At 40.9% G+C, this 18,836-nt stretch carries 19 protein-coding genes; 5 read left to right on the top strand and 14 right to left on the bottom strand.

The features are described from left to right. Positions 1-6: 6 nt before the first annotated feature. From prmC to hemA, 3 genes are read right to left on the bottom strand one after another with little or no spacing between them, the layout of a single operon-like run. Positions 7-855: a peptide chain release factor N(5)-glutamine methyltransferase gene (gene prmC, locus AN214_RS05250; RefSeq protein WP_054978736.1), complete on the bottom strand. Its 849-nt coding sequence runs from the start codon at positions 853-855 to the stop codon at positions 7-9. Then, a complete protein-coding gene (prfA, locus tag AN214_RS05245) occupies positions 848-1,933 on the bottom strand; it encodes a peptide chain release factor 1 (protein ID WP_010559037.1) in 1,086 nt (361 codons plus the stop codon). Before prfA ends, prmC begins: the two co-directional genes overlap by 8 nt. 16 nt (positions 1,934-1,949) lie before the next feature. Continuing rightward, positions 1,950-3,203 carry a glutamyl-tRNA reductase gene (gene hemA, locus AN214_RS05240; RefSeq protein ID WP_054978735.1) on the bottom strand — a complete coding sequence of 418 codons (1,254 nt, stop codon included), beginning with the start codon at positions 3,201-3,203 and terminating at the stop codon, positions 1,950-1,952. Between the two features lie 87 nt (positions 3,204-3,290). Here hemA and lolB point away from each other — a divergent pair, with 87 nt between their 5' ends. From lolB to AN214_RS05220, 4 genes are all read left to right on the top strand, one after another. Next, positions 3,291-3,872, top strand: coding sequence for a lipoprotein insertase outer membrane protein LolB (lolB, locus tag AN214_RS05235; RefSeq protein WP_054978734.1), 582 nt, complete (start codon positions 3,291-3,293; stop codon positions 3,870-3,872). After that, positions 3,860-4,714, top strand: a complete 855-nt coding sequence (gene ispE, locus AN214_RS05230; protein WP_054978733.1) for a 4-(cytidine 5'-diphospho)-2-C-methyl-D-erythritol kinase — start codon at positions 3,860-3,862, stop codon at positions 4,712-4,714. Before lolB ends, ispE begins: the two co-directional genes overlap by 13 nt. A 47-nt stretch (positions 4,715-4,761) precedes the next feature. Next, entirely contained in the window at positions 4,762-5,709 is a 948-nt protein-coding gene (locus tag AN214_RS05225) for a ribose-phosphate pyrophosphokinase (RefSeq protein WP_054978732.1), read from the top strand. 300 nt (positions 5,710-6,009) lie between these two features. After that, the gene (locus AN214_RS05220; RefSeq protein WP_054978731.1) at positions 6,010-7,962 is read left to right on the top strand and encodes a methyl-accepting chemotaxis protein; all 1,953 of its coding nucleotides are present in this window, start codon (positions 6,010-6,012) and stop codon (positions 7,960-7,962) included. Between the two features lie 109 nt (positions 7,963-8,071). Here the strand turns inward: AN214_RS05220 and AN214_RS05215 are convergent, their stop codons facing one another. The 9 genes from AN214_RS05215 to AN214_RS22660 form a co-directional block, all read right to left on the bottom strand. Further along, positions 8,072-8,647 (bottom strand): PepSY-associated TM helix domain-containing protein, encoded by a 576-nt coding sequence (locus AN214_RS05215; protein ID WP_054978730.1) that lies wholly within the window; start codon positions 8,645-8,647, stop codon positions 8,072-8,074. Beyond that, complete coding sequence (locus AN214_RS05210; protein WP_054978729.1) at positions 8,634-9,119, bottom strand: DUF4920 domain-containing protein; 486 nt, start codon at positions 9,117-9,119, stop codon at positions 8,634-8,636. The genes AN214_RS05215 and AN214_RS05210 overlap by 14 nt, the downstream gene beginning before the upstream one ends. A gap of 231 nt (positions 9,120-9,350) precedes the next feature. Further along, on the bottom strand, positions 9,351-10,394 hold the full coding sequence (rsgA, locus tag AN214_RS05205; RefSeq protein WP_054978728.1) for a ribosome small subunit-dependent GTPase A: 1,044 nt from the start codon (positions 10,392-10,394) through the stop codon (positions 9,351-9,353). A gap of 160 nt (positions 10,395-10,554) precedes the next feature. After that, positions 10,555-11,025, bottom strand: coding sequence for a CreA family protein (locus tag AN214_RS05200; protein WP_054978727.1), 471 nt, complete (start codon positions 11,023-11,025; stop codon positions 10,555-10,557). A 24-nt stretch (positions 11,026-11,049) separates the two neighbouring features. Beyond that, positions 11,050-12,288 carry an ABC transporter permease gene (locus AN214_RS05195; RefSeq protein ID WP_010559027.1) on the bottom strand — a complete coding sequence of 413 codons (1,239 nt, stop codon included), beginning with the start codon at positions 12,286-12,288 and terminating at the stop codon, positions 11,050-11,052. Then, entirely contained in the window at positions 12,281-12,982 is a 702-nt protein-coding gene (locus AN214_RS05190) for an ABC transporter ATP-binding protein (RefSeq protein ID WP_054978726.1), read from the bottom strand. The genes AN214_RS05195 and AN214_RS05190 overlap by 8 nt, the downstream gene beginning before the upstream one ends. Further along, positions 12,963-14,144 (bottom strand): efflux RND transporter periplasmic adaptor subunit, encoded by a 1,182-nt coding sequence (locus tag AN214_RS05185; RefSeq protein WP_054978725.1) that lies wholly within the window; start codon positions 14,142-14,144, stop codon positions 12,963-12,965. Before AN214_RS05185 ends, AN214_RS05190 begins: the two co-directional genes overlap by 20 nt. Before the next feature lie 26 nt (positions 14,145-14,170). Beyond that, positions 14,171-14,887 (bottom strand): YIP1 family protein, encoded by a 717-nt coding sequence (locus AN214_RS05180; protein ID WP_054978724.1) that lies wholly within the window; start codon positions 14,885-14,887, stop codon positions 14,171-14,173. Positions 14,888-15,078: 191 nt separating this feature from the next. Then, positions 15,079-15,252, bottom strand: coding sequence for a hypothetical protein (locus tag AN214_RS22660; protein WP_161805660.1), 174 nt, complete (start codon positions 15,250-15,252; stop codon positions 15,079-15,081). Between the two features lie 163 nt (positions 15,253-15,415). On the opposite strand from AN214_RS22660, the gene AN214_RS05175 reads away from it, so the two are divergent. Continuing rightward, on the top strand, positions 15,416-15,691 hold the full coding sequence (locus AN214_RS05175; protein WP_054978723.1) for an HU family DNA-binding protein: 276 nt from the start codon (positions 15,416-15,418) through the stop codon (positions 15,689-15,691). A 102-nt stretch (positions 15,692-15,793) separates the two neighbouring features. On the opposite strand, the gene AN214_RS05170 is transcribed toward AN214_RS05175, so the two are convergent. Beyond that, positions 15,794-16,135 (bottom strand): hypothetical protein, encoded by a 342-nt coding sequence (locus AN214_RS05170; protein ID WP_054978722.1) that lies wholly within the window; start codon positions 16,133-16,135, stop codon positions 15,794-15,796. Continuing rightward, the gene (locus tag AN214_RS05165; RefSeq protein WP_054978721.1) at positions 16,132-18,819 is read right to left on the bottom strand and encodes a DUF2339 domain-containing protein; all 2,688 of its coding nucleotides are present in this window, start codon (positions 18,817-18,819) and stop codon (positions 16,132-16,134) included. Before AN214_RS05165 ends, AN214_RS05170 begins: the two co-directional genes overlap by 4 nt. Positions 18,820-18,836 lie beyond the last annotated feature (17 nt).

Here is an 18,836-nt window from a genome sequence, read left to right as displayed (position 1 = left end):
AAATAGCTAATCAGGATCCCACTGCGCTAAAGTTACACGGTCGTTGCCGCCTAAATCTTTTACTGTTGAAATATCTTTATATGCCATTTTTGCAAAAAAATCACGTACTAACTGGCCCTGATCATAACCATGTTCTAATAATAACCAGCCTTTTTTCTGCAAATAGTTACGTCCGGTTTCAATGATATGCTCAATATCGGCCATCCCCTTTTTCGTTGCGACTAACGCCGATAAAGGTTCGAATCGTACGTCGCCTTCGAGCAAATGAGGATCTTGTTCATCAATATAAGGCGGATTTGATACGATGACGTCAAACAATTGTGCATCGAGCGCGCTAAACCAATCGCTTTGGACAATGGTCGCATTTGTAATTGCTAGATTTTGTTGATTTTGCTTTGCCAACGCAACGGCATCTTGTTGGAAATCGCAGCCAATCACCTGCCACAAGGGGAGCTCACTTGCCAGTGACAAGGCGATTGCACCGGTGCCGGTACCAAGGTCAAGTAATCTACCTTGCTTGTTTATTGCTTTATCAAGCGCACATTCAACTAATGTTTCGGTATCAGGTCTTGGAATAAGCGTTGCAGGACTCACCTTAAAATTTAGGCTCCAGAACTCGCGATATTCAGTAATATGCGCAACAGGTGAACCCGTTTTGCGTTTTTCAATTGCTGACAAAAAGGAAGCTTGTTGTTCATCGGTCAGTAATTTTTCAGGCCACGTAAAAAGGTATGTACGCGATTGTGAAATGCAATCTAACAGTAATACTTCTGCGTCAAGTTTGGGGGAGTCTGATGTGTCAGTTAAAGCACTTGCGCCAACGGCAAGTGCTTGTTGTATCGAATAATTACTCATCGCCCATCGCTGCAAGCAAGTCTGCTTGATGCTCAAGAACAAGTGGGTCAACAATGGCACCTAAATCGCCTTCAACCACTTCGTTTAGCTTATAAAGTGTCAAATTGATACGGTGATCGGTAACGCGACCTTGCGGGTAGTTATATGTACGAATACGCTCAGAACGGTCGCCACTACCTACGAGGTTACGACGCTCAGAGGCTTCTTCTGCCATGCGTTTTTCATCTTCAGCTTGCTGTAAACGCGACGCAAGCACGCTCAGTGCTTTGGCTTTGTTTTTATGCTGTGAACGCTCGTCCTGACATTCTACAACAACACCAGTTGGAATATGGGTAATACGAATCGCTGAGTCGGTTTTGTTAACGTGCTGACCACCGGCACCTGATGCGCGGAAGGTATCAATTTTAAGATCAGACGAATTGATTTCAATTGCTTCTGCTTCTGGTACTTCTGCCATAACCGCAACCGTACATGCAGAGGTATGCACTCGGCCTTGCGATTCTGTTTCTGGAACACGCTGTACGCGGTGTGCGCCTGATTCAAATTTCAGTTTGCCATACACACCTTCACCAGAAATATTCGCAATAACTTCTTTAAACCCGCCGTGTTCGCCTTCGTTCGTGCTAACAACGTCAACTTTCCACTTTTGTGTTTCAGCATAACGGCTGTACATACGGAATAAGTCACCAGCAAAGATTGCCGCTTCGTCACCACCGGTACCGGCGCGCACTTCAAGAAACACATTGTTATTGTCACGAGGGTCTTTCGGTAACATAAGCACTTGTAGTTCGTCTTCTAACGCTTCGATATTTGCTTTGGCTTCTTTGAATTCTTCTTGCGCCATTTCACGCATATCGGGATCGTTATCTTTAAGCATTTCTTCGGCTGTCGCGACGTCATCTTCTGCCTGACGGTACGCATTAAAAGCCTTAGTCACATCTTCAAGTTCAGAATATTCTTTTGAAAGCGAACGGAAACGGTCTTGATCAGAGATCACATCCGGATCACTTAATAATGCTTGTACTTCTTCGTAACGCTCAACCAGCGTTTCTAATTTTCTGTAAACGGATTCTTTCATCTAAGCTTGACGCCTGTTAATTATCTAAATCTAAAACTTTTTTGATTTGTGCAAGCTTGGCAATATCATCTTGCTCAGCAGCTTGCTTAATCGCTTTGGTTGGTGAATGAATAATTCGATTTGCTAGTTTATTAGCTAATTCATTCAGCACTTTTTCTGGGTCTTTACCTGATTTTAACTGACCTTGCGCCTTTTGTACTAACTCTAATTTTATTTGTTCAATATTTTTGCGGTAAGTACGAATAATGTCGACTGAATCGAGCGCATTTCGCCATGTTACAAATTCATTGGCTTTTACAACAATTATCTCTTCGGCTTCAGCAGCCGCTCGCTCACGTGATTCCATATTCTGATTAACAATTTCTTGTAAATCATCAACAGAATACAAATATGCATCATCAAGATCAGCTACTTGCGCTTCGATATCACGCGGTACGGCAATATCAACAAGCAGCATCGGCTTATAACGACGCGCCTTTAACGCCTGTTCGACCATACCTTTACCGATAATTGGTAATGTACTCGCTGTAGAACTGATCACAATATCGGCATCGATTAAACTCTCGGGTACGCGCGATAACGGCACAACATGTGCGTTGAATTCATCTGCTAAATTTTGAGCGCGTGATAAAGTACGGTTTGCCACTGTCATATGCTGACAACCGTTTTGATACAAATGCCTTGCGACAAGTTCTATGGTTTCGCCCGCGCCAATTAACAATACTTTGGTTGGTTCTAAATTGCCGTAAATGTGTTTAGCTAAATTAACCGCTGCGTAGGCAACTGAAACCGCACTCGCGCCGATATCAGTTTCTGTGCGCACTTGTTTAGCAACTGAGAAACACTTTTGAAAAAGACGCTCAAGTAAGGCATTCACCACACCTGCTTGTTTTGCCTTAGCATAAGCTTGTTTAATTTGGCCAAGAATTTGTGGCTCACCCAACACTAATGAATCTAATCCAACCGATACACGCATTAAATGCTGAATAGCATTAAAGTCTTGATGCTGATATACGTGTTCCGCTAATTCGCTTTTATTGAGTTGGTGAAAATCAGCCAACCAATCAATAAGCACTTGGGGTTGTTGATTTTCAACGATACAATAGAGTTCGGTGCGATTACAGGTAGACACAACCACAGCTTCGTTTACGCCATTCTGTTGGCAAAGTTTAGCAAGGGCAACGTCGATTTGTTCAGGAGAAAACGCCACGCGTTCTCTTAATTCAACAGATGCGGTTTTATGATTAATGCCTAAAGCAACTATGGTCATTATGTCTACAATTTGTTTTTAGCACGTTTTAAAGCGATTAATTTTACGTAAATCAAGTCAATAAAAAAAGTAAGGATTTAAGATTTGATGCAATTACGCATGATATTTGTCATATTTTTGGTTTTTTTAACAGGCTGTGCAAGTCAATATTACGACAATGCAACAGTTAAAGAGAATTGGCAAAGGGAATTACTGCAAAAACAGTCTTGGCAGGTAAAAGGCAAATTGGCGATCATTCAACCAGAAAAACGTCAAAGTGCTAATTTATTTTGGGCCACTACCCAAGAAAAAGATGTGCTTAATCTCACATCATTTGTTGGTACCTCAGTCCTTTCACTTGAAAAGACTCAGACTCATGCCACTTTAGAATTAGATGGCGAAACCCATGTTGGCAAAAATGCACAGCAATTAGTGTATTGGTTAACGGGGATGAATCTTCCATTTTTAGATGACCCTAATTGGTTAAAAGGATTGCCTAATACCCAAACATTTCTTGCTGATGAGCTTAATCGCGTTGGCAATGCCACGCTTATTGATTCACAAGGCAAGCAATGGCAAATAACCTACAGCAACTACCAAAAACATGGTGGATATTGGTTGCCCTATTCCATTTCACTCACTCACGACACCGTTAAACTAAAATTAAAAGTATATACATGGCAGATTTAACAACGCTTTCGCTTATCGCACCCGCAAAACTAAATTTATTTCTACATATTAATGGACGCTTACCGAACGGTTACCACGAACTTGAAACCTTGTTTGTGTTTTTAGATTATGGCGATCGTTTACATTTTAAACGCACAGACGACGGCGCGATTACGCTAAAAACCCAAATAGACGGACTGCCAGACGAAGAAAATTTAATTTATAAAGCCGCAAACGCATTAAAACTTGAAACAAATACTGCGTTTGGTGCAGAGATTTCATTCGATAAACACCTGCCAAGTGGTGGCGGTGTGGGTGGTGGCTCATCCGACGCCGCAACGACATTGCTTGCCCTAAACGCCCTATGGGAACTAGGGCTACCACTTGAAAAATTAGCGAACATTGGCGTTGCGCTGGGTGCCGATGTGCCCGTATTTATTAACGGCCAGGCCGCTATAGCACAGGGCATCGGAGAAAAATTAGCCCCCGTAAATTTACCTGAAACCTGGTATTTAGTGGTCCACCCAAATGTACATATTAGTACAGGCGTAATCTTTAATAATGCCAATTTACCGCGTAACACACCAAAATTATCAGGCGACTGGCAAAGCTCTCAACATCGCAATGACTGCGAAGAGTTGGTGAAAAAGCACTATCCCGAGGTTGAAAAGACCCTTAACTGGTTGTTAAAATATGGCCCGTCAAGAATGACAGGTACCGGAGCATGCTGTTTTGTCAGTTTTGAAACGCAGCACGCAGCCCTTGAAGCTTTAAAATCGCTCCCTGAAACTTGGCAAGGCTTTGTAGCAAGAAGTACGAACATATCTCCAGCACATTCGGAGTTACGTACTAAACTAAATTAATTATTGGTAACTACTGTTACCCAAAAAAGTGCCTGAGGAAACCTACCGTGCCAGACATGAAGCTCTTCGCTGGTAACGCAACGCCTGAGTTAGCTCAAAAAGTTGCAAAACGCTTATACATTGATCTTGGTGACGCTGAAGTTGGTCGTTTTAGTGACGGCGAAATTAGCGTTCAAATCAACGAAAACGTACGTGGTTCTGACGTTTTCATCGTACAATCTACTTGTGCGCCTACAAATGACAACTTAATGGAATTAATCGTAATGGTTGACGCACTTCGCCGTGCATCAGCTGGCCGTATCACAGCGGTTATCCCATATTTCGGTTATTCTCGCCAAGATCGTCGCGTACGCAGTGCTCGTGTTCCAATCACAGCGAAAGTAGTTGCTGACTTCCTTTCAAGCGTTGGTGTTGACCGTGTGTTAACTGTTGACCTACACGCTGAACAAATTCAAGGTTTCTTCGACGTACCAGTTGATAATGTTTTCGGTAGCCCAATTCTACTTGAAGATATGAAAGAGAAAAACTTTGACGATGTTGTGGTTGTATCGCCTGATATCGGTGGTGTTGTACGTGCACGTGCAATTGCAAAACTACTTGATGACACTGACCTTGCAATTATCGATAAGCGTCGCCCACGCGCTAACGTGTCGCAAGTAATGCACATTATTGGTGATGTAGAAGGCCGTGACTGTATCATTGTTGACGATATGATCGATACTGGTGGCACGCTTTGTAAAGCTGCAGAAGCATTAAAAGAACATGGCGCTCGCCGCGTGTTTGCTTATGCGACACACCCTGTACTTTCAGGTGCAGCAGCAGAAAACATTAAAAACTCTGTAATTGACGAAGTTATCGTAACTGACTCAGTACCACTTACAGATGAATTAAAAGCTATCGACAAGATTAAAGTGTTAACGCTTGCTGATATGCTTGCAGAAACAATTCGTCGCGTAAGCAACGAAGAATCAATCTCTGCATTATTTGAGCACTAAAATCAGCTTAAATAAATGATAAAAACGCAGGCCTAGCCTGCGTTTTTTGTTTTTAAAATTACACTCATTTCGTCCACGTATATCTGTTTATAACTTACACATTTAATTTACAGTGCGCTTTAAGCACTCGCTTTACACACCCAAAATCCATTAAAATATCAACGCGCGTCAACTAACAGATTAATATCTAATAAATTTTTATCAATAATGAATAATTTACAGTGTGCGTTAAATTTTCTACCTATACTTAGTTAAATTTATCTTAAACTTAATTCGTCAGATCTGATAAGAGTAGTGTTTATGTTTACTAAGTTAAAACTGGTTCAACAATTATCTATTTCATTTGGCGCCATGATAGGACTAATGGTATTACTCGCCACTATTTCATTTTTTGGATTGCGCAGTGGTTACAATGATTTTGTCGAATATCGCGGGCTCGCACGCGACAGTAATTTAGCTGGGTTAGTGCAAGCTAATTTATTATCCATTCGTTTAAATGCCCTTAAATTTCTAAAAGAGCAAAGTAGTGAAAACATTGCCGAGTTTAATAAACGCGCAAAGCTACTCAATGAACAACTCGACATTGCAAGAACCGAAATTGTTGAGCCCGGTCGGGCTAAACTTATTGATCAGTCTTTTGATAAGGTAATGGCTTACGAGCAAGGGTTTTCAGACGTTGTAGATTTATATGCCAAACGTGATGACATTGTGAAAAATCAACTTGATGCAAACGGTGCAATCATTCGAAAAAATATTAGTGAAATTATTCGAACCGCCTACGAAGATGGCGATACAGATGTCACTTACTTTGCCGCCATTGTTCAAGAACAGCTTTTATTAGGCCGTTTATACACAAGCAAATTTCTAGTTTCAAACACCCGAGATGACTATTTACGCGCGACCGCGGAGTTTAAAGAAGTAATGAAATCGGTAAAAGTACTTGAGGACAATATTCAATCACCTAAAAGAATCGCACTGCTAAATGAAGCGGCTACTCGTCTAACTGCTTATCAGCAAGGCATTGACAATGTTAATGACGTAATCAACAAACGCAATAACATCATTACCAATGTATTGAATAAAGTCGGCCCCGAAATTGCCGAGGCCTATGAAGAAGTAAAGCTATCCGTTAAAAATGACCAAGACTCACTTGGCCCTAAAGTTCAAAGTCGCAGTGAAACTACCACAACCACAATTATTGTCGTCTCAATAGCTGTTGTCGCTGTGGGTGTATTTTTCAGTTGGTTTATCTCCATCACCATTCGTAAACCTATTGGCGGCGAACCAAAAGACATTGAATATATCGCAAACCGAATTGCTGATGGCGATTTAACTATTTCTTTTACAAAATCAGGCAACGAAACGGGTATTTATAAGGCCATGGGCGAGATGGTTGGTACGCTTAGACATATTATTGATAGCCTAAAACACGCAACTACCGAGCTAATGCGCTCAACAAAAATATTGGACGAAAACACTGCGAGTTCAATGCAGGGTGCAGAACATCAAATGGAGCAACTAAATCAAGCCGTGCTTTCGATGAATGAAATGGCCGCCACAGTTGCCGATATCACACAAAGTGCCCAACTGGCGGCCGATGCAGCGACTAATGCCGACAACCAAACTCATACTGGTAAGCAAGTGGTTGATAATACGCGTAATGCGATAAACGACTTAGTTGATAACACCGAGCTTGTAAGTAATTCAATTAGAAACCTTGAAAATGAAACCGAATCAGTTGGGTCAATTTTAGATGTGATCCGAGCAATTGCAGATCAAACAAATTTATTGGCGCTTAACGCTGCCATTGAAGCTGCACGCGCAGGCGAACAAGGTCGAGGCTTTGCTGTGGTCGCTGACGAAGTACGAAGCCTTGCGAGCCGCACACAAAAGAGCACCGAAGAAATTCAAGCAATGATCCATAAACTTCAAAGCGAAGCTAAGTCGTCCGTTGATCAAATGAATGCAAACTTAGAGAGTGCGCGCGTTACAACAGAAAAAGCTAACGAAACCAATGAAGCGCTTGACTCAATCTCTAGTTCCGTTGGCACAATCCGCGATATGAATATGCAAATCGCCGGGGCGTCAGAAGAGCAGAATGTGGTCACTCAGCAAATCACCGACAGTGTAGGTCAAGTAAATGAAATGGCTGTGCAAACCGTTGCTGGTGCCGAAAAAGCAGCTGAAACAGCACGCGGATTAGTTGACATTGCTGCTAATTTAGAGGGGCTCGTTAACCGCTTTAAAGTGTAAAAAAACACTTAGGCAGTACAACACTGTTGTACTTTTCACTGTGTATAAAAGGCACTTTTTGCGCTTTTTAGTCGTTGCTAACTAACCTTTTTTTACACGCTCTGAGCCGTTATAAAAAGATAAAGACTGCAGGAATAGCAATGCCCGCTAAAATAAAAAGGCCATGTTTACCAAATGGTCCGTATTTCCCTCGGACCATAAAAAGAGAACTCATTGCCAAAAACAACAACATAGCGGCAAAAATATCAGATACAATAATCCATGATTGATGTGTTTCGTTCAGGTGCAACCGATTAAGTGCTTGAAAAATCGCTCTAGGCCTTATTTGTTCAACAGTAAGCGTACTAGTATTTAAATTTAAGCTAATATTCGCGTCATCATGTAAAAAAACCTTAAATTGATTTGGCGATTGCCAATAAGACGCCTTGACGTCTAATTGTGTATTAGCGAATGTTAAAACTTGCTTAATTAAAGCCTGATCGTTATTTATATTCCAATCAATATCGTGTGCGTTTATCTTGGTAGTATGTACTGCGTAGTTCGGATTCCAATCATTTTTATGATTAACTGCGATACCTGAAACCGCATAAATCAAAATAAAGCCAATACAAAAATAACCAACATCGCGATGTAAACTGCGATTTAATCTAAACCAGTTAATTTGATTAAGCTTACTTTTGAACATCGTTATCAATAATCTCAACACCTGTCGGCGACAGTTGGTAAATTACATTTGGCTCAGTTACTGAATCGGGATTAAACTCTTTACCTGCTTTTTGAGCACGATGAGCGAGTAATCGTTTTGTTTGATCAAGGCTAAGTTCTATTTTTTCAAGCGTACCCGTTGCAAGCGCTTTGTTTCCTTTCGCCGTCATCGGGAACACCATGTGTCCATCTTCTACTTTTATACGTAAATTTTGAAAGCGTTTATCTGATGCAAGAGTCATCCAGCAGCCTCGCTTTTCGCATACGCCGACAATGGTCCCTTCAATGGTAATTGGCGAACTTAAATAATTATCTGGGTTTGCCATCACAGATGATATTTTAATTAGTTTGTCGCTATCAACCTCTTCGCCAAACGTAAGCGTTTCGGCAAGCGCTTGAACTTGCACCAGCATAAGTGCAACAACCAATGTTATTTTTGTAAAAAACGGCATAAGAATTCCTTTTCAAGGTTTACTAGTTAACTGGAATCTAATCTTAAGTATTAAATCTATCGTCATTTTTATCAAAAAACGTCAGTGTATCAACTAGTTTCTTTTTAATGGGTAATATTTAGAGAATGATGTCAACAAACGACGTATCAACAACATTTTGAAATTTATGTGTTCATATAAGTAAAAATGCGCCTATCAAAACGTGATAGACGCATCGTTAAAGCCTGCTAGCTATTCTTTTAATTTCTTAAACTTAACCGCCTGGCTTTGTACTCGTTTATACATTTTAGTAAGCGATTTATCGTGCGCTCGGCGTTCACGTAAAGATGCTGTATTAAATTGGTTTTCTTTACGTAACTTTTGGTAATTTAAAAAGCGTCGCTCTGTTAAACTGCCATCGTTAATTGCTTGCTGTATCGCACATTTTGGCTCATTGCTATGTGAGCAGTTAACAAACTTACAACTTGATGCCAAGGCTTCTATTTCGCTAAAGGTTTGCTCTAGCCCCGCGGTTACATCGCTAAGCTGAAGTTCTCGCATTCCCGGCGTATCGATTAATACTGCGCCTGACGCTAACTTTAGTAAGTATCGCCCAGAAGTAGTATGACGGCCTTTGCTATCTTGCTCACGAATGGCAATTGTTTTCTGCTGCGTTTGCGCCAACGTATTACTTAATGTTGACTTTCCTACACCAGAAGACCCCAACAGCACGATGCTAGTTTGTGGTTTTAACCAATCTGACAATTGATTAACCAGTGTAACATCGTGGCAATCAATGACTTCGACCCGTAACATTGAGCTAAGGTTTTGAACTTGCTCACGCTTTTCAAGGCCGTCATTTGCAAGATCGGCTTTAGTTAGCATTACCACAGGTTCGCAGCCGGCCTCATTGACGAGCGCCAAATAACGTTCGATGCGATTGAGGCTAAAGTCATCGTTCAATGAACACAACACAAACGCAACGTCGACATTTGCCGTAATTGCCTGTTTTTCTAGTTTGCTGCCGGCAGCGCGTCTAGCAAAATACGATTTACGTTCAAAAACGCGATTTACGTCATGTTTTTCATTAAGTAACAACCAATCGCCAACAACACACTGCGATACCTTTTCAGTTAGTGGTAATTGAAATGTGTCGCTACCAGAATCAACCACTAGTCGATTTCGATGTTGTTCAACAACCCTAACAGGAACGCTGTTGTACCATTCGTCGATATCAAGTTGTTGTTGAAAAAAGCTTTGCCATCCAAGTAAGTTTAATTGATTAATATTTAACATTTTTGCCCTTAAATAAAAGAAAATAAGGGGCTTTTAACCCCGGTCATAAAAACCGGGTGTATTAATTATGCGTTACACCCGGTTGGGTTAACTACAATCATCAAAATCTCCTGTTTACGTTATTTACTGTGTAATTTACGACATTAATCTACTTAATGCGTTAGTTATCTACTGATACACGTGTTTGATATGCTTTTGTACCATACAAAGGCACTGTCGACAAACTGTGCTTAAAACTACCTGACGTTTCTTTCGTTGAATACGACAAGTACATTAAGGTTTGATTTTCTTTATCTAAGATTCGTCTTATCTTCATCGATTTAAAGAAAACGCTTTTCGATTTTTTGAAAATCACTTCACCTGAGTCTGAGCTATCTATTTGCGCTATCATCGCCTGAGTGATTGGCCCTGTTTGACGACACGCTATTGAGCTATCACTTGGATCTGAAAAGCTTAAGTTAGCTTCAACAGAGGCAACATGACATGTTACCCCTGTTACTATTGGGTCTTGAAAATGATTTAGTTTAATGTCTTTAAGCGTAAACACACCGAGCGACACATCACCTACCTCACTTGAATCACAACCAACTAGTAACCCAAGTAACAGTGCTAAACCCATTGCCTTTTTCATTTGTTTATTCCCTGCTTAACGCGTTTATTCATATCTTAACGCATCAATTGGGTTGAGTCTTGCCGCTTTTATCGCAGGCACTAAACCAAAAATAACACCAATTGCTGAGGTAAAACCAAATGACAATAATATCGCCCACATTGGAATATATGCCGCAGGCATACCTGGTACAATCGCTGATATGGCAGCAGCAGCGCCATAACCTGTTATAAGGCCAATTACGCCACCAAATAAACTGAGTACCACGGCTTCTACTAAAAATTGCAGCATAATAAAGCCCGGCGTCGCGCCAAGTGCCTTTAGCGTGCCAATAATACGGGTGCGCTCAGTTACAGACACCAGCATAATATTCATTACACCAATACCGCCAACTAACAAGCTAATGCCCACAATACCTGCTGTAATTGCCGTTGCACTGCCCGTAAACTTATCAATATTCTCACGCGCTTTTTCAGCGGTTTCGAACTCAAAATCGTCGTGATCATCTGGGCCTAGCTTATGATTTTGACGCAAGATACGTTTCATTTGAGCCAAGGTTTGTGCTTCGTCCACATCTGGCTTTAAGCGGAACATAATTTGAAAATATGGTTTACGCGCATTGCCTTCTAAAATTTGCATAGTACTGATTGGGATATTGATATAATCATCCTGATCGAATCCCAAAAAGCTGCCTTGCTTCTCTGCAACCCCAATAATACGAAACCATTCACCACCGAGTTTAATGTATTCACCCACTGGGTTTTCAGGTAGCTTAAGCTTTTCAATCAGTGTTTCACCAATAAAGGCGACGCGACGGCGTTTATCGTCATCTTGTGGGCGAATATAGCGGCCCATTTCAGGATAAATGCGATAGGCCTTTTGATAGTTTGATTCTGTGCCAACTACCCGCGTATTGTGACTTTCGCCTTTGTACTCTACCGCGCCTTGAAAACGAAACGCCATCATTTGCGCAGTGATAGTATCGAACCCTTGTACTTTACCTTTTAGCGTTTCAAAATCACGCACTGTTAAATACGAACGTTTACCAAGCATTTCTTGCTGCGGTGTAGTGTACGGCTTAATACTAGTCACATCCGGTGCCATATCAGCCAATTGGTCGTTAATTTGCTTGGTAAAGCCTTGCATCACAGCAACAACCGTAATAACTGCTGCAACGCCAATGATTATACCTAAACACGTGAGTGCACTTCGCATCGCATTAGCGCGAATAGCCTGAAGCGCGGCTTTGGTTCCCTCTATAATCGCGAGAAATGATTTAAACATACGCTTTCTCCTCGCAATTTCGTGTATCCGATACCACCTTCCCATCAACCAAACGCAATACACGCTGGCAATGTTCTGCAATTTCTTGCTCGTGAGTCACTAAAATAATGGTATGCCCGTCATTATGTAGCTCATCAAACAAACTCATAATTTCATTGGTTGTTTTGCTGTCCAAATTACCTGTCGGTTCATCTCCGAGCAGAATATCTGGCTTTGTTACCAGCGCTCTTGCTATTGCCACACGTTGACGTTGACCACCTGAAAGTTGTGATGGTAAATGGTGTAATTTATCACCTAGGCCAACTTTCTCAAGCGCCTGCGTTGCCAGCTTTTGCCGCTCTTTTGCTGAGATAAAACGGTATATCAACGGCTGCATTACATTGCTTAGTGCACTGGCGCGAGGAATCAGGTTAAAACTTTGAAAAATAAAGCCAACACTTTTATTTCTCTGGCCTGCAAGCTCAGTTTCAGTCATTTTTTTTACTGGCTTGCCTTGCAACACGTACTCGCCGCTACTTGCGACATCCAAACAGCCAATTATATTCATTAGGGTCGATTTACCAGAACCCGATGGACCGATAATCGCAAGATACTCATTTTCTTCAATGTTTACGCTTACATTATCCAAAGCCAGAAAGCTTTGTTCACCCATTTTGTATTCTTTGCAAATATTACTAAGTGCGATCACTGACATCTTTAGCATCCTTATCAGCTGTTTTCAGCTTTACCTTATCGCCCTCTTTTAGTTTGCTAACTGCGCGCGCAGGCCCTACTACAACGGTTTGCTTTTCTTTAAGACCACTTTCAATTGCCTGTTCAATATCTGATGAAACACCGAGCTCAACCGTTTTCTTAGTCACTGTTTTATCATCGTTTAATACCCAGACGTAGTGACTTTCATCTTCGCTGTGTACTGCTTCAATTGGAATTTTAATGGCGTCTTTGCCAATGGCAGTCGCAATTTCTGCGCGGCAACTCATGCCTGCGTACAAAGTACGTTCATCGTCGTTTAATAGTACTTTCACTTTAAATGAACGTCCTTGCGAACCAACAAATTGCTTTGCTGACGTACCAATATGAATGACTTTGCCAACAAATGGTTTATTCGGGTAGGCCGCAGCGTAAATTTCTGCCTCTTGGTTTAACTTTATGCTCGCGATATCTGTTTCGTCTACTTTTAGCTCAGCGAGGATTTTGCTTGGGTCGGCCAATAACATCAGATCTGAACCAACAATATTGGTGGTACCTGCAATCACAGTTTCGCCTTCTTTAATATCAACCGACGCTAATAAACCACTCATTGTTGCTCTAAAGACACTTTTACTTAAACGGTCTTCAGCAATTGACAGTGACGCTTTAGCTTGATTTAGCGATTCTTTACGCGCCGATACATCAATTTCAGCCAGCTCTTTCGCATTTTTAATGTTATCGTAAACTTCTTGCTGCGATAGTCCTACATCGAAGAGTTCTTTTTGACGGTTAAGTTGAGAGATTAAATTCTTAAGACTTGTTTGCGCACGCTCAATATCAATTTCGCTTTGTCTTACTAACGCTTGATAACGGTCCACTTCGGCTTCAAAAGCTTCGGTATCAAGCTGCATTAACATGTCGCCTTTCTCTACACGCTGCCCTTCTTCTACAAATACTTTTTCAACGCGCCCGGTTACTTCTGAGCGCAATTGCACTTGGGTGTTAAAAACCAAGGTACCCGACGCTAAAATTGAATCTTTAATTTTACCTTTTTCAGTGGGCGTGGTTTTAATCTCTGGTAACTTACCATCGCCCTTGATTTGTTGGCTCACAATCATGGCGACAAATGCCGCCATAGCGATTACTACGATAATAATTTTTTTCATATTCAACCCCAAAGCGAAGCAGCACCTTAAAGTGCTGCAATAATTGCCCAAATACCATAAATTAAAATGCTTGGTAGTAATGCAAATAGCATTGCTTTGTTGTTGTTAAAGTTAGTCCATGACTTTAAACCAATATACGTCAGTGCCAGAGACCAAATTGAGAAAATATTGATACTCTCCAATAGTCCCGTAAATGCGTGGTTAGCATCAAAGCCAAAAATAAGTTGGTTTAGTGAAGAGAATGTAAGTACTGTTGCAGGAATTTCACCACTTGAGGCAGTTAACACCAATGCCATAGTGCCAATCGCTGCGAAAATTGTTGGTAAGCTTGTAAAAGCGGTGAATCCAAACCAATCACCAAATGTCATATGACACTCTGGGTCTTGTTTCCCAATCAAATAGTAGTACAAAGCAAAAATACAGAAGATAGTTGGAATGCCAATTAACACACCGACTGCAGAGAAAATCCACATCATAGGAAACTGCTGTGCGGTCATCGCTTCTGCTTGTTCAAGTTCTGCAGGGTTGTAGTCGCCACTTTGTTCCATCGTAGCAATTTGTTGTTCAACAAAATATGCTTGGTCAACAGAGTTAAAGTAAATAACTTGTGCCGAGATACCAAACACAAATAATAATATCATCGCAAGCCATGACCAACCTTTTGCATCTTTTAGGCCGTTAAACGCCTTGGTAGGGGCTAAAAATGTATCGCCAATCGCGCTAATTGCATTTTCTGATTTCATAGTTTTACTCGTTTTTAGTTGTTTTGATACACAAACCATAACAACCTGAAACACTTTGAAAAACTAAAAGTGATAAACGGTAAAATACGATTTTAAGCGGTAAAATATGCCTAACTACGTAAACGATGTCACGCCGTGAAAACAACTATTGCATAAAATAACGACAAATGCACTGGAGCGTAACACGTCCGCTAATCGAAATGCGAATGCCTTTGCTCATTTGAATCGCAAAACCCAAGTTCGCATTTATGGCTTTCAAAGTAACTTAAGTTTTCTTCTGCCCACTCATAATCCTGCGTTGCAGGATCTTTTCGCCCTTCATCACGTGCTTTTTGATATGCCAAAACTGAAACTAACAGTTCCATAAGCGCCTCCGATATCAAAGAATAGGAATTTAGTATTAATTACGCTTTAGATAATAAATTGGATCAAAAACTGTTAATTTTTCCAATACAGCGTAAAAGGCCCTAAATACTTGACTCAAGCATAAGACATCGTTAGCCTTTGCCGCTTTTTAAGGGCGCTATTATGAATAAATCCCAACTTGTTGAACACATCGCAAAAAACAACGACATGTCAAAAACCACCGCTAAACGTGTTGTTGATAGTTTGGTGACTACAATCACACAATCATTATCAGAAGGTGACTTAGTACAGTTACCGGGGTTTGGCAGTTTTTCATTGAGTTATCATCCAGAAAAGCAAGGGCGTAACCCACAAACAGGAGAGGAGATCACCATAGCCGGACAAAACAAAGTTGCGTTTAAAGCAGGCTCAAAATTAAAAAGCGCGATGAACGAATAACTTTTACTAAGCTGACCGAGTACCTAATCTTGAAATCAATTGTAAACTGGTAGCGCTTTAAGCGCCGCCAGTCCTCTTAACAATCAACACGCTAACAAAATATTACGTGCCTATCGGTCGACGGTCTTTTATTTCTATTTCGCTCAGCTCCTTGCGTAAATGATCAAGCACTTGATTTATAAAACGGTGATTGATAAAAATATCGACCGAACTTTTTGCTGTACGCAAAAATACATGTGTATTGGTCGCTTCAATTGCACGAATTTCATCAACCGACACCGTAACGGCAAGGCCTTTAATAAGCCGTGCAATCGGCGTATCGCGCACAATCAGCTTGCTATCTTGATGCTCAATTAAATGCTCAACGCTATTGAGTCGTTTTGAATACGTAAGCCAAAGCATAAAAAGCCACATAAAAAAGCAAATTATGATCAATACAATCATTGAGGCGCCTCTTCAGACACTAATTTAAATCGTGTAAATAGCCAGCCTAACGCAACTAACGACAAACCTAAACCAATAAACGAAATTGCACGATACAGTCCATCTAAATGCGCCATATCAAATAGAAAGGCTTTTAAAATAACCACAAGTAAAATTGCAAACCCCGCTTGATAAACCACAGACTTGGCAATATGCTGCCCGAACAAAATAAATCCTGCCGCGATAATTAACCACACAACCGAATAACTGTAAATCTCAGCTTGACTCGTTGGTAATGAAAGCCGTATTTGTTCGGTTTGAAAATAACTGCGCACAACGCCGTTAATAAATAAAAAGCTAAACCCTGCAGCTATTAGCAACAGCACTTTGTTTTCATTTAGTTTTAACTGCTTTGGCACAATATCAAAGTAATACACAAAACCAATTATTACCGCAGGCACAGCCCACATCACTAACAACCAATTAAACAAGAAGATATCACCAATCAAAATAGCTTCTAAGAACGGATTATACTGCGTGTTCAAAGTTAAATGACACAAACCACTTGCCGCAGCCATTGCACAACCAGCATACAAGTATAAAGAGCGCGAACTAATTTTGAATCGCCACCAATAGACCACTGCTAATATCAACCAGTTCATGGATAAAACGCAAAGTTCTGCGAAATTTAAGTTACTAAAATCAGGATAATGACCGACCAAGAAATAGCTGGTTTCGGTCGTTACAAATAACGCTATTAAATGCAGTAATGCACCTTCATACCACTTTTTAAGTTCAGAGTTGAAATGTAACCGATAAGCATAAAAAACCATGGCAAACATCATGGGCAATACTACTAAACTCCAATGCACGCCAAACACGAGTTCGTTACTGTATTGCTGAGTCCAAGGAGCGAGAGTGATACGCATAAGCACTAATGACAGCGCTAATTTACTCAGCCACAACGGCAACTCAACTTTAAAACGTTGTTGCCCATAAGCGATTAACAAGAGTTGTGCACAAATTGCCAATGATAACGTACTAGCATTCAACCACATGGTAAACACTAACGCTAAAAAACTGTTCGCAGTAAGCCAAAACGTGATTGTTGCTAGCGCATGATGCGCTTTGGTTATTTGCCATAGCGCATAGCCCGCCATCACCATCAGATATACCGTCCAAAGTGGATATAAGGTTGTTTCAACTGTTTGCGGCGTTACTATGTACGACACGGCAAACACAAACAAAGGCGCAATGCCTAACAATAAACTAAAACTGGCACGCTTTATAAATAATTTTTGCATTGCCACGCTATACACAAAATACGCGACACCCACCAATTGCGCATATAAAAATACACTGCTAAAAACCAGCATAGGGTCATCAAGCTGATGCACGATAGGATAGCTTACTATCGCAAAACAACTGAAGATTAACGATACAAACGGCCAAGAATCAAATGCACTGTGCCTTAGTGGCAAATACATGCAAAGTGCACTTAATAACACACTTACAATCAATAAACTGCTACTAAAGCCGTGCAAACTATAAAACAGTACTAGCAGTAGTATGTTAAGCACTAAGGCTAATTGCTCTTTGCGCGGCATTAATAGTACTTTTGTTGCTAATGGCGTTAAGTTTTTATTAGTTAAGCGCCAACCTAGCACACTGGATAATACATACAGGTAAAATGCAATTGCCATCGTCGCTGCAATTACCCAAATATCGCTTTTATCTGCAATCGCAACACTAATGGTAAGCCATACAAAATGACCGACAAAACTTTGCCACCACAGCCACTCTCGTTTGACTTTATTGGCAACCCAAATGGCTGCTATTGATACAACGTTAACGTACATTAATAAGGCAAACACATTGTTGCTACCAGTGTTAACCAAAGCCGGCACTGTATATGCGCCAATAATACCTATCACCGCAAGCAATGGGCCAAACCGTAATGCGAGCGCTGTGGCGATTAAAGAAATTGCTGCAAGTGCAGCAAAGGCAACAACAGGGGAGATAAAATGATAATAACTAAAGGTGGCAAGTACCAATGCAAACCCAGTAATAATGCCCCCACTGGCAAGCGCTGCACTAGTATTCGTAACATGATTGCTGGCACCGTGTTTGCGATACAAATATTCCGCCAATATTACTAATGCCAAAGCAAACACGCCACCCAAAATTAAGCGCAGCGTAATTGAGATAAGTCCCGATTCAATTGAGTACTTGGCGAGAAAAATACCACCGAGCGCTAAAATACCAGCACCAATCCAAAGCAAACCATTATTTGCTAAAAATTGCTCTAATCGCTGCGCTAAGCTTACAGTCTCTAATGGTTTAGGTCTTGGTTTTTCGTTTAACGAGGTTTCTGCTTGCTCTTGGTGAGTTGCCAGCGCTACGCTCACATTGCTTATGCTATCCACATGTGGTGTTTGCGGTTGTGAATCGTCGGCAGCTTGGGTGCTACTTTCTGCGCTTTGTTCGACAACAGATTCTTGCGATGACTTTACAGATGTTGCGTGTAGCGTATTATTTTCGCTCAACTTTTTAACGAGCGATTTTAAATGTAATACTGCGAGCGTTAATTCCTTTATTTTTGCGTCTGCGCTGCGTAATTTTAAAAAGCTGTACCAGGCAACGATTAACCCGCCTAACATAAACACAGCAAACACCAGCGCAAAAAGTCCTAATAGAGTTTCCATACTTTTTACGATAAATT

Origin of the sequence: Pseudoalteromonas sp. P1-9 (assembly GCF_001399975.1) — a bacterium.
Taxonomy (GTDB): Bacteria; Pseudomonadota; Gammaproteobacteria; order Enterobacterales; family Alteromonadaceae; genus Pseudoalteromonas.
The sequence above is the reverse complement of the archived record's forward strand: the minus strand, read 5'-3'. Positions and strand labels throughout refer to the sequence as shown.

Bases quoted from the DNA above. Each gene is read 5' to 3' on its own strand.
- prmC (WP_054978736.1), bottom strand. From the start codon at position 855: ATGAGTAATTATTCGATACAACAAGCACTTGCCGTTGGCGCAAGTGCT.
- prfA (WP_010559037.1), bottom strand. From the start codon at position 1,933: ATGAAAGAATCCGTTTACAGAAAATTAGAAACGCTGGTTGAGCGTTAC.
- hemA (WP_054978735.1), bottom strand. From the start codon at position 3,203: ATGACCATAGTTGCTTTAGGCATTAATCATAAAACCGCATCTGTTGAA.
- lolB (WP_054978734.1), top strand. From the start codon at position 3,291: ATGCAATTACGCATGATATTTGTCATATTTTTGGTTTTTTTAACAGGC.
- ispE (WP_054978733.1), top strand. From the start codon at position 3,860: ATGGCAGATTTAACAACGCTTTCGCTTATCGCACCCGCAAAACTAAAT.
- AN214_RS05220 (WP_054978731.1), top strand. From the start codon at position 6,010: ATGTTTACTAAGTTAAAACTGGTTCAACAATTATCTATTTCATTTGGC.
- AN214_RS05215 (WP_054978730.1), bottom strand. From the start codon at position 8,647: ATGTTCAAAAGTAAGCTTAATCAAATTAACTGGTTTAGATTAAATCGC.
- AN214_RS05210 (WP_054978729.1), bottom strand. From the start codon at position 9,119: ATGCCGTTTTTTACAAAAATAACATTGGTTGTTGCACTTATGCTGGTG.
- rsgA (WP_054978728.1), bottom strand. From the start codon at position 10,394: ATGTTAAATATTAATCAATTAAACTTACTTGGATGGCAAAGCTTTTTT.
- AN214_RS05200 (WP_054978727.1), bottom strand. From the start codon at position 11,025: ATGAAAAAGGCAATGGGTTTAGCACTGTTACTTGGGTTACTAGTTGGT.
- AN214_RS05195 (WP_010559027.1), bottom strand. From the start codon at position 12,288: ATGTTTAAATCATTTCTCGCGATTATAGAGGGAACCAAAGCCGCGCTT.
- AN214_RS05190 (WP_054978726.1), bottom strand. From the start codon at position 12,982: ATGTCAGTGATCGCACTTAGTAATATTTGCAAAGAATACAAAATGGGT.
- AN214_RS05185 (WP_054978725.1), bottom strand. From the start codon at position 14,144: ATGAAAAAAATTATTATCGTAGTAATCGCTATGGCGGCATTTGTCGCC.
- AN214_RS05180 (WP_054978724.1), bottom strand. From the start codon at position 14,887: ATGAAATCAGAAAATGCAATTAGCGCGATTGGCGATACATTTTTAGCC.
- AN214_RS22660 (WP_161805660.1), bottom strand. From the start codon at position 15,252: ATGGAACTGTTAGTTTCAGTTTTGGCATATCAAAAAGCACGTGATGAA.
- AN214_RS05175 (WP_054978723.1), top strand. From the start codon at position 15,416: ATGAATAAATCCCAACTTGTTGAACACATCGCAAAAAACAACGACATG.
- AN214_RS05170 (WP_054978722.1), bottom strand. From the start codon at position 16,135: ATGATTGTATTGATCATAATTTGCTTTTTTATGTGGCTTTTTATGCTT.
- AN214_RS05165 (WP_054978721.1), bottom strand. From the start codon at position 18,819: ATGGAAACTCTATTAGGACTTTTTGCGCTGGTGTTTGCTGTGTTTATG.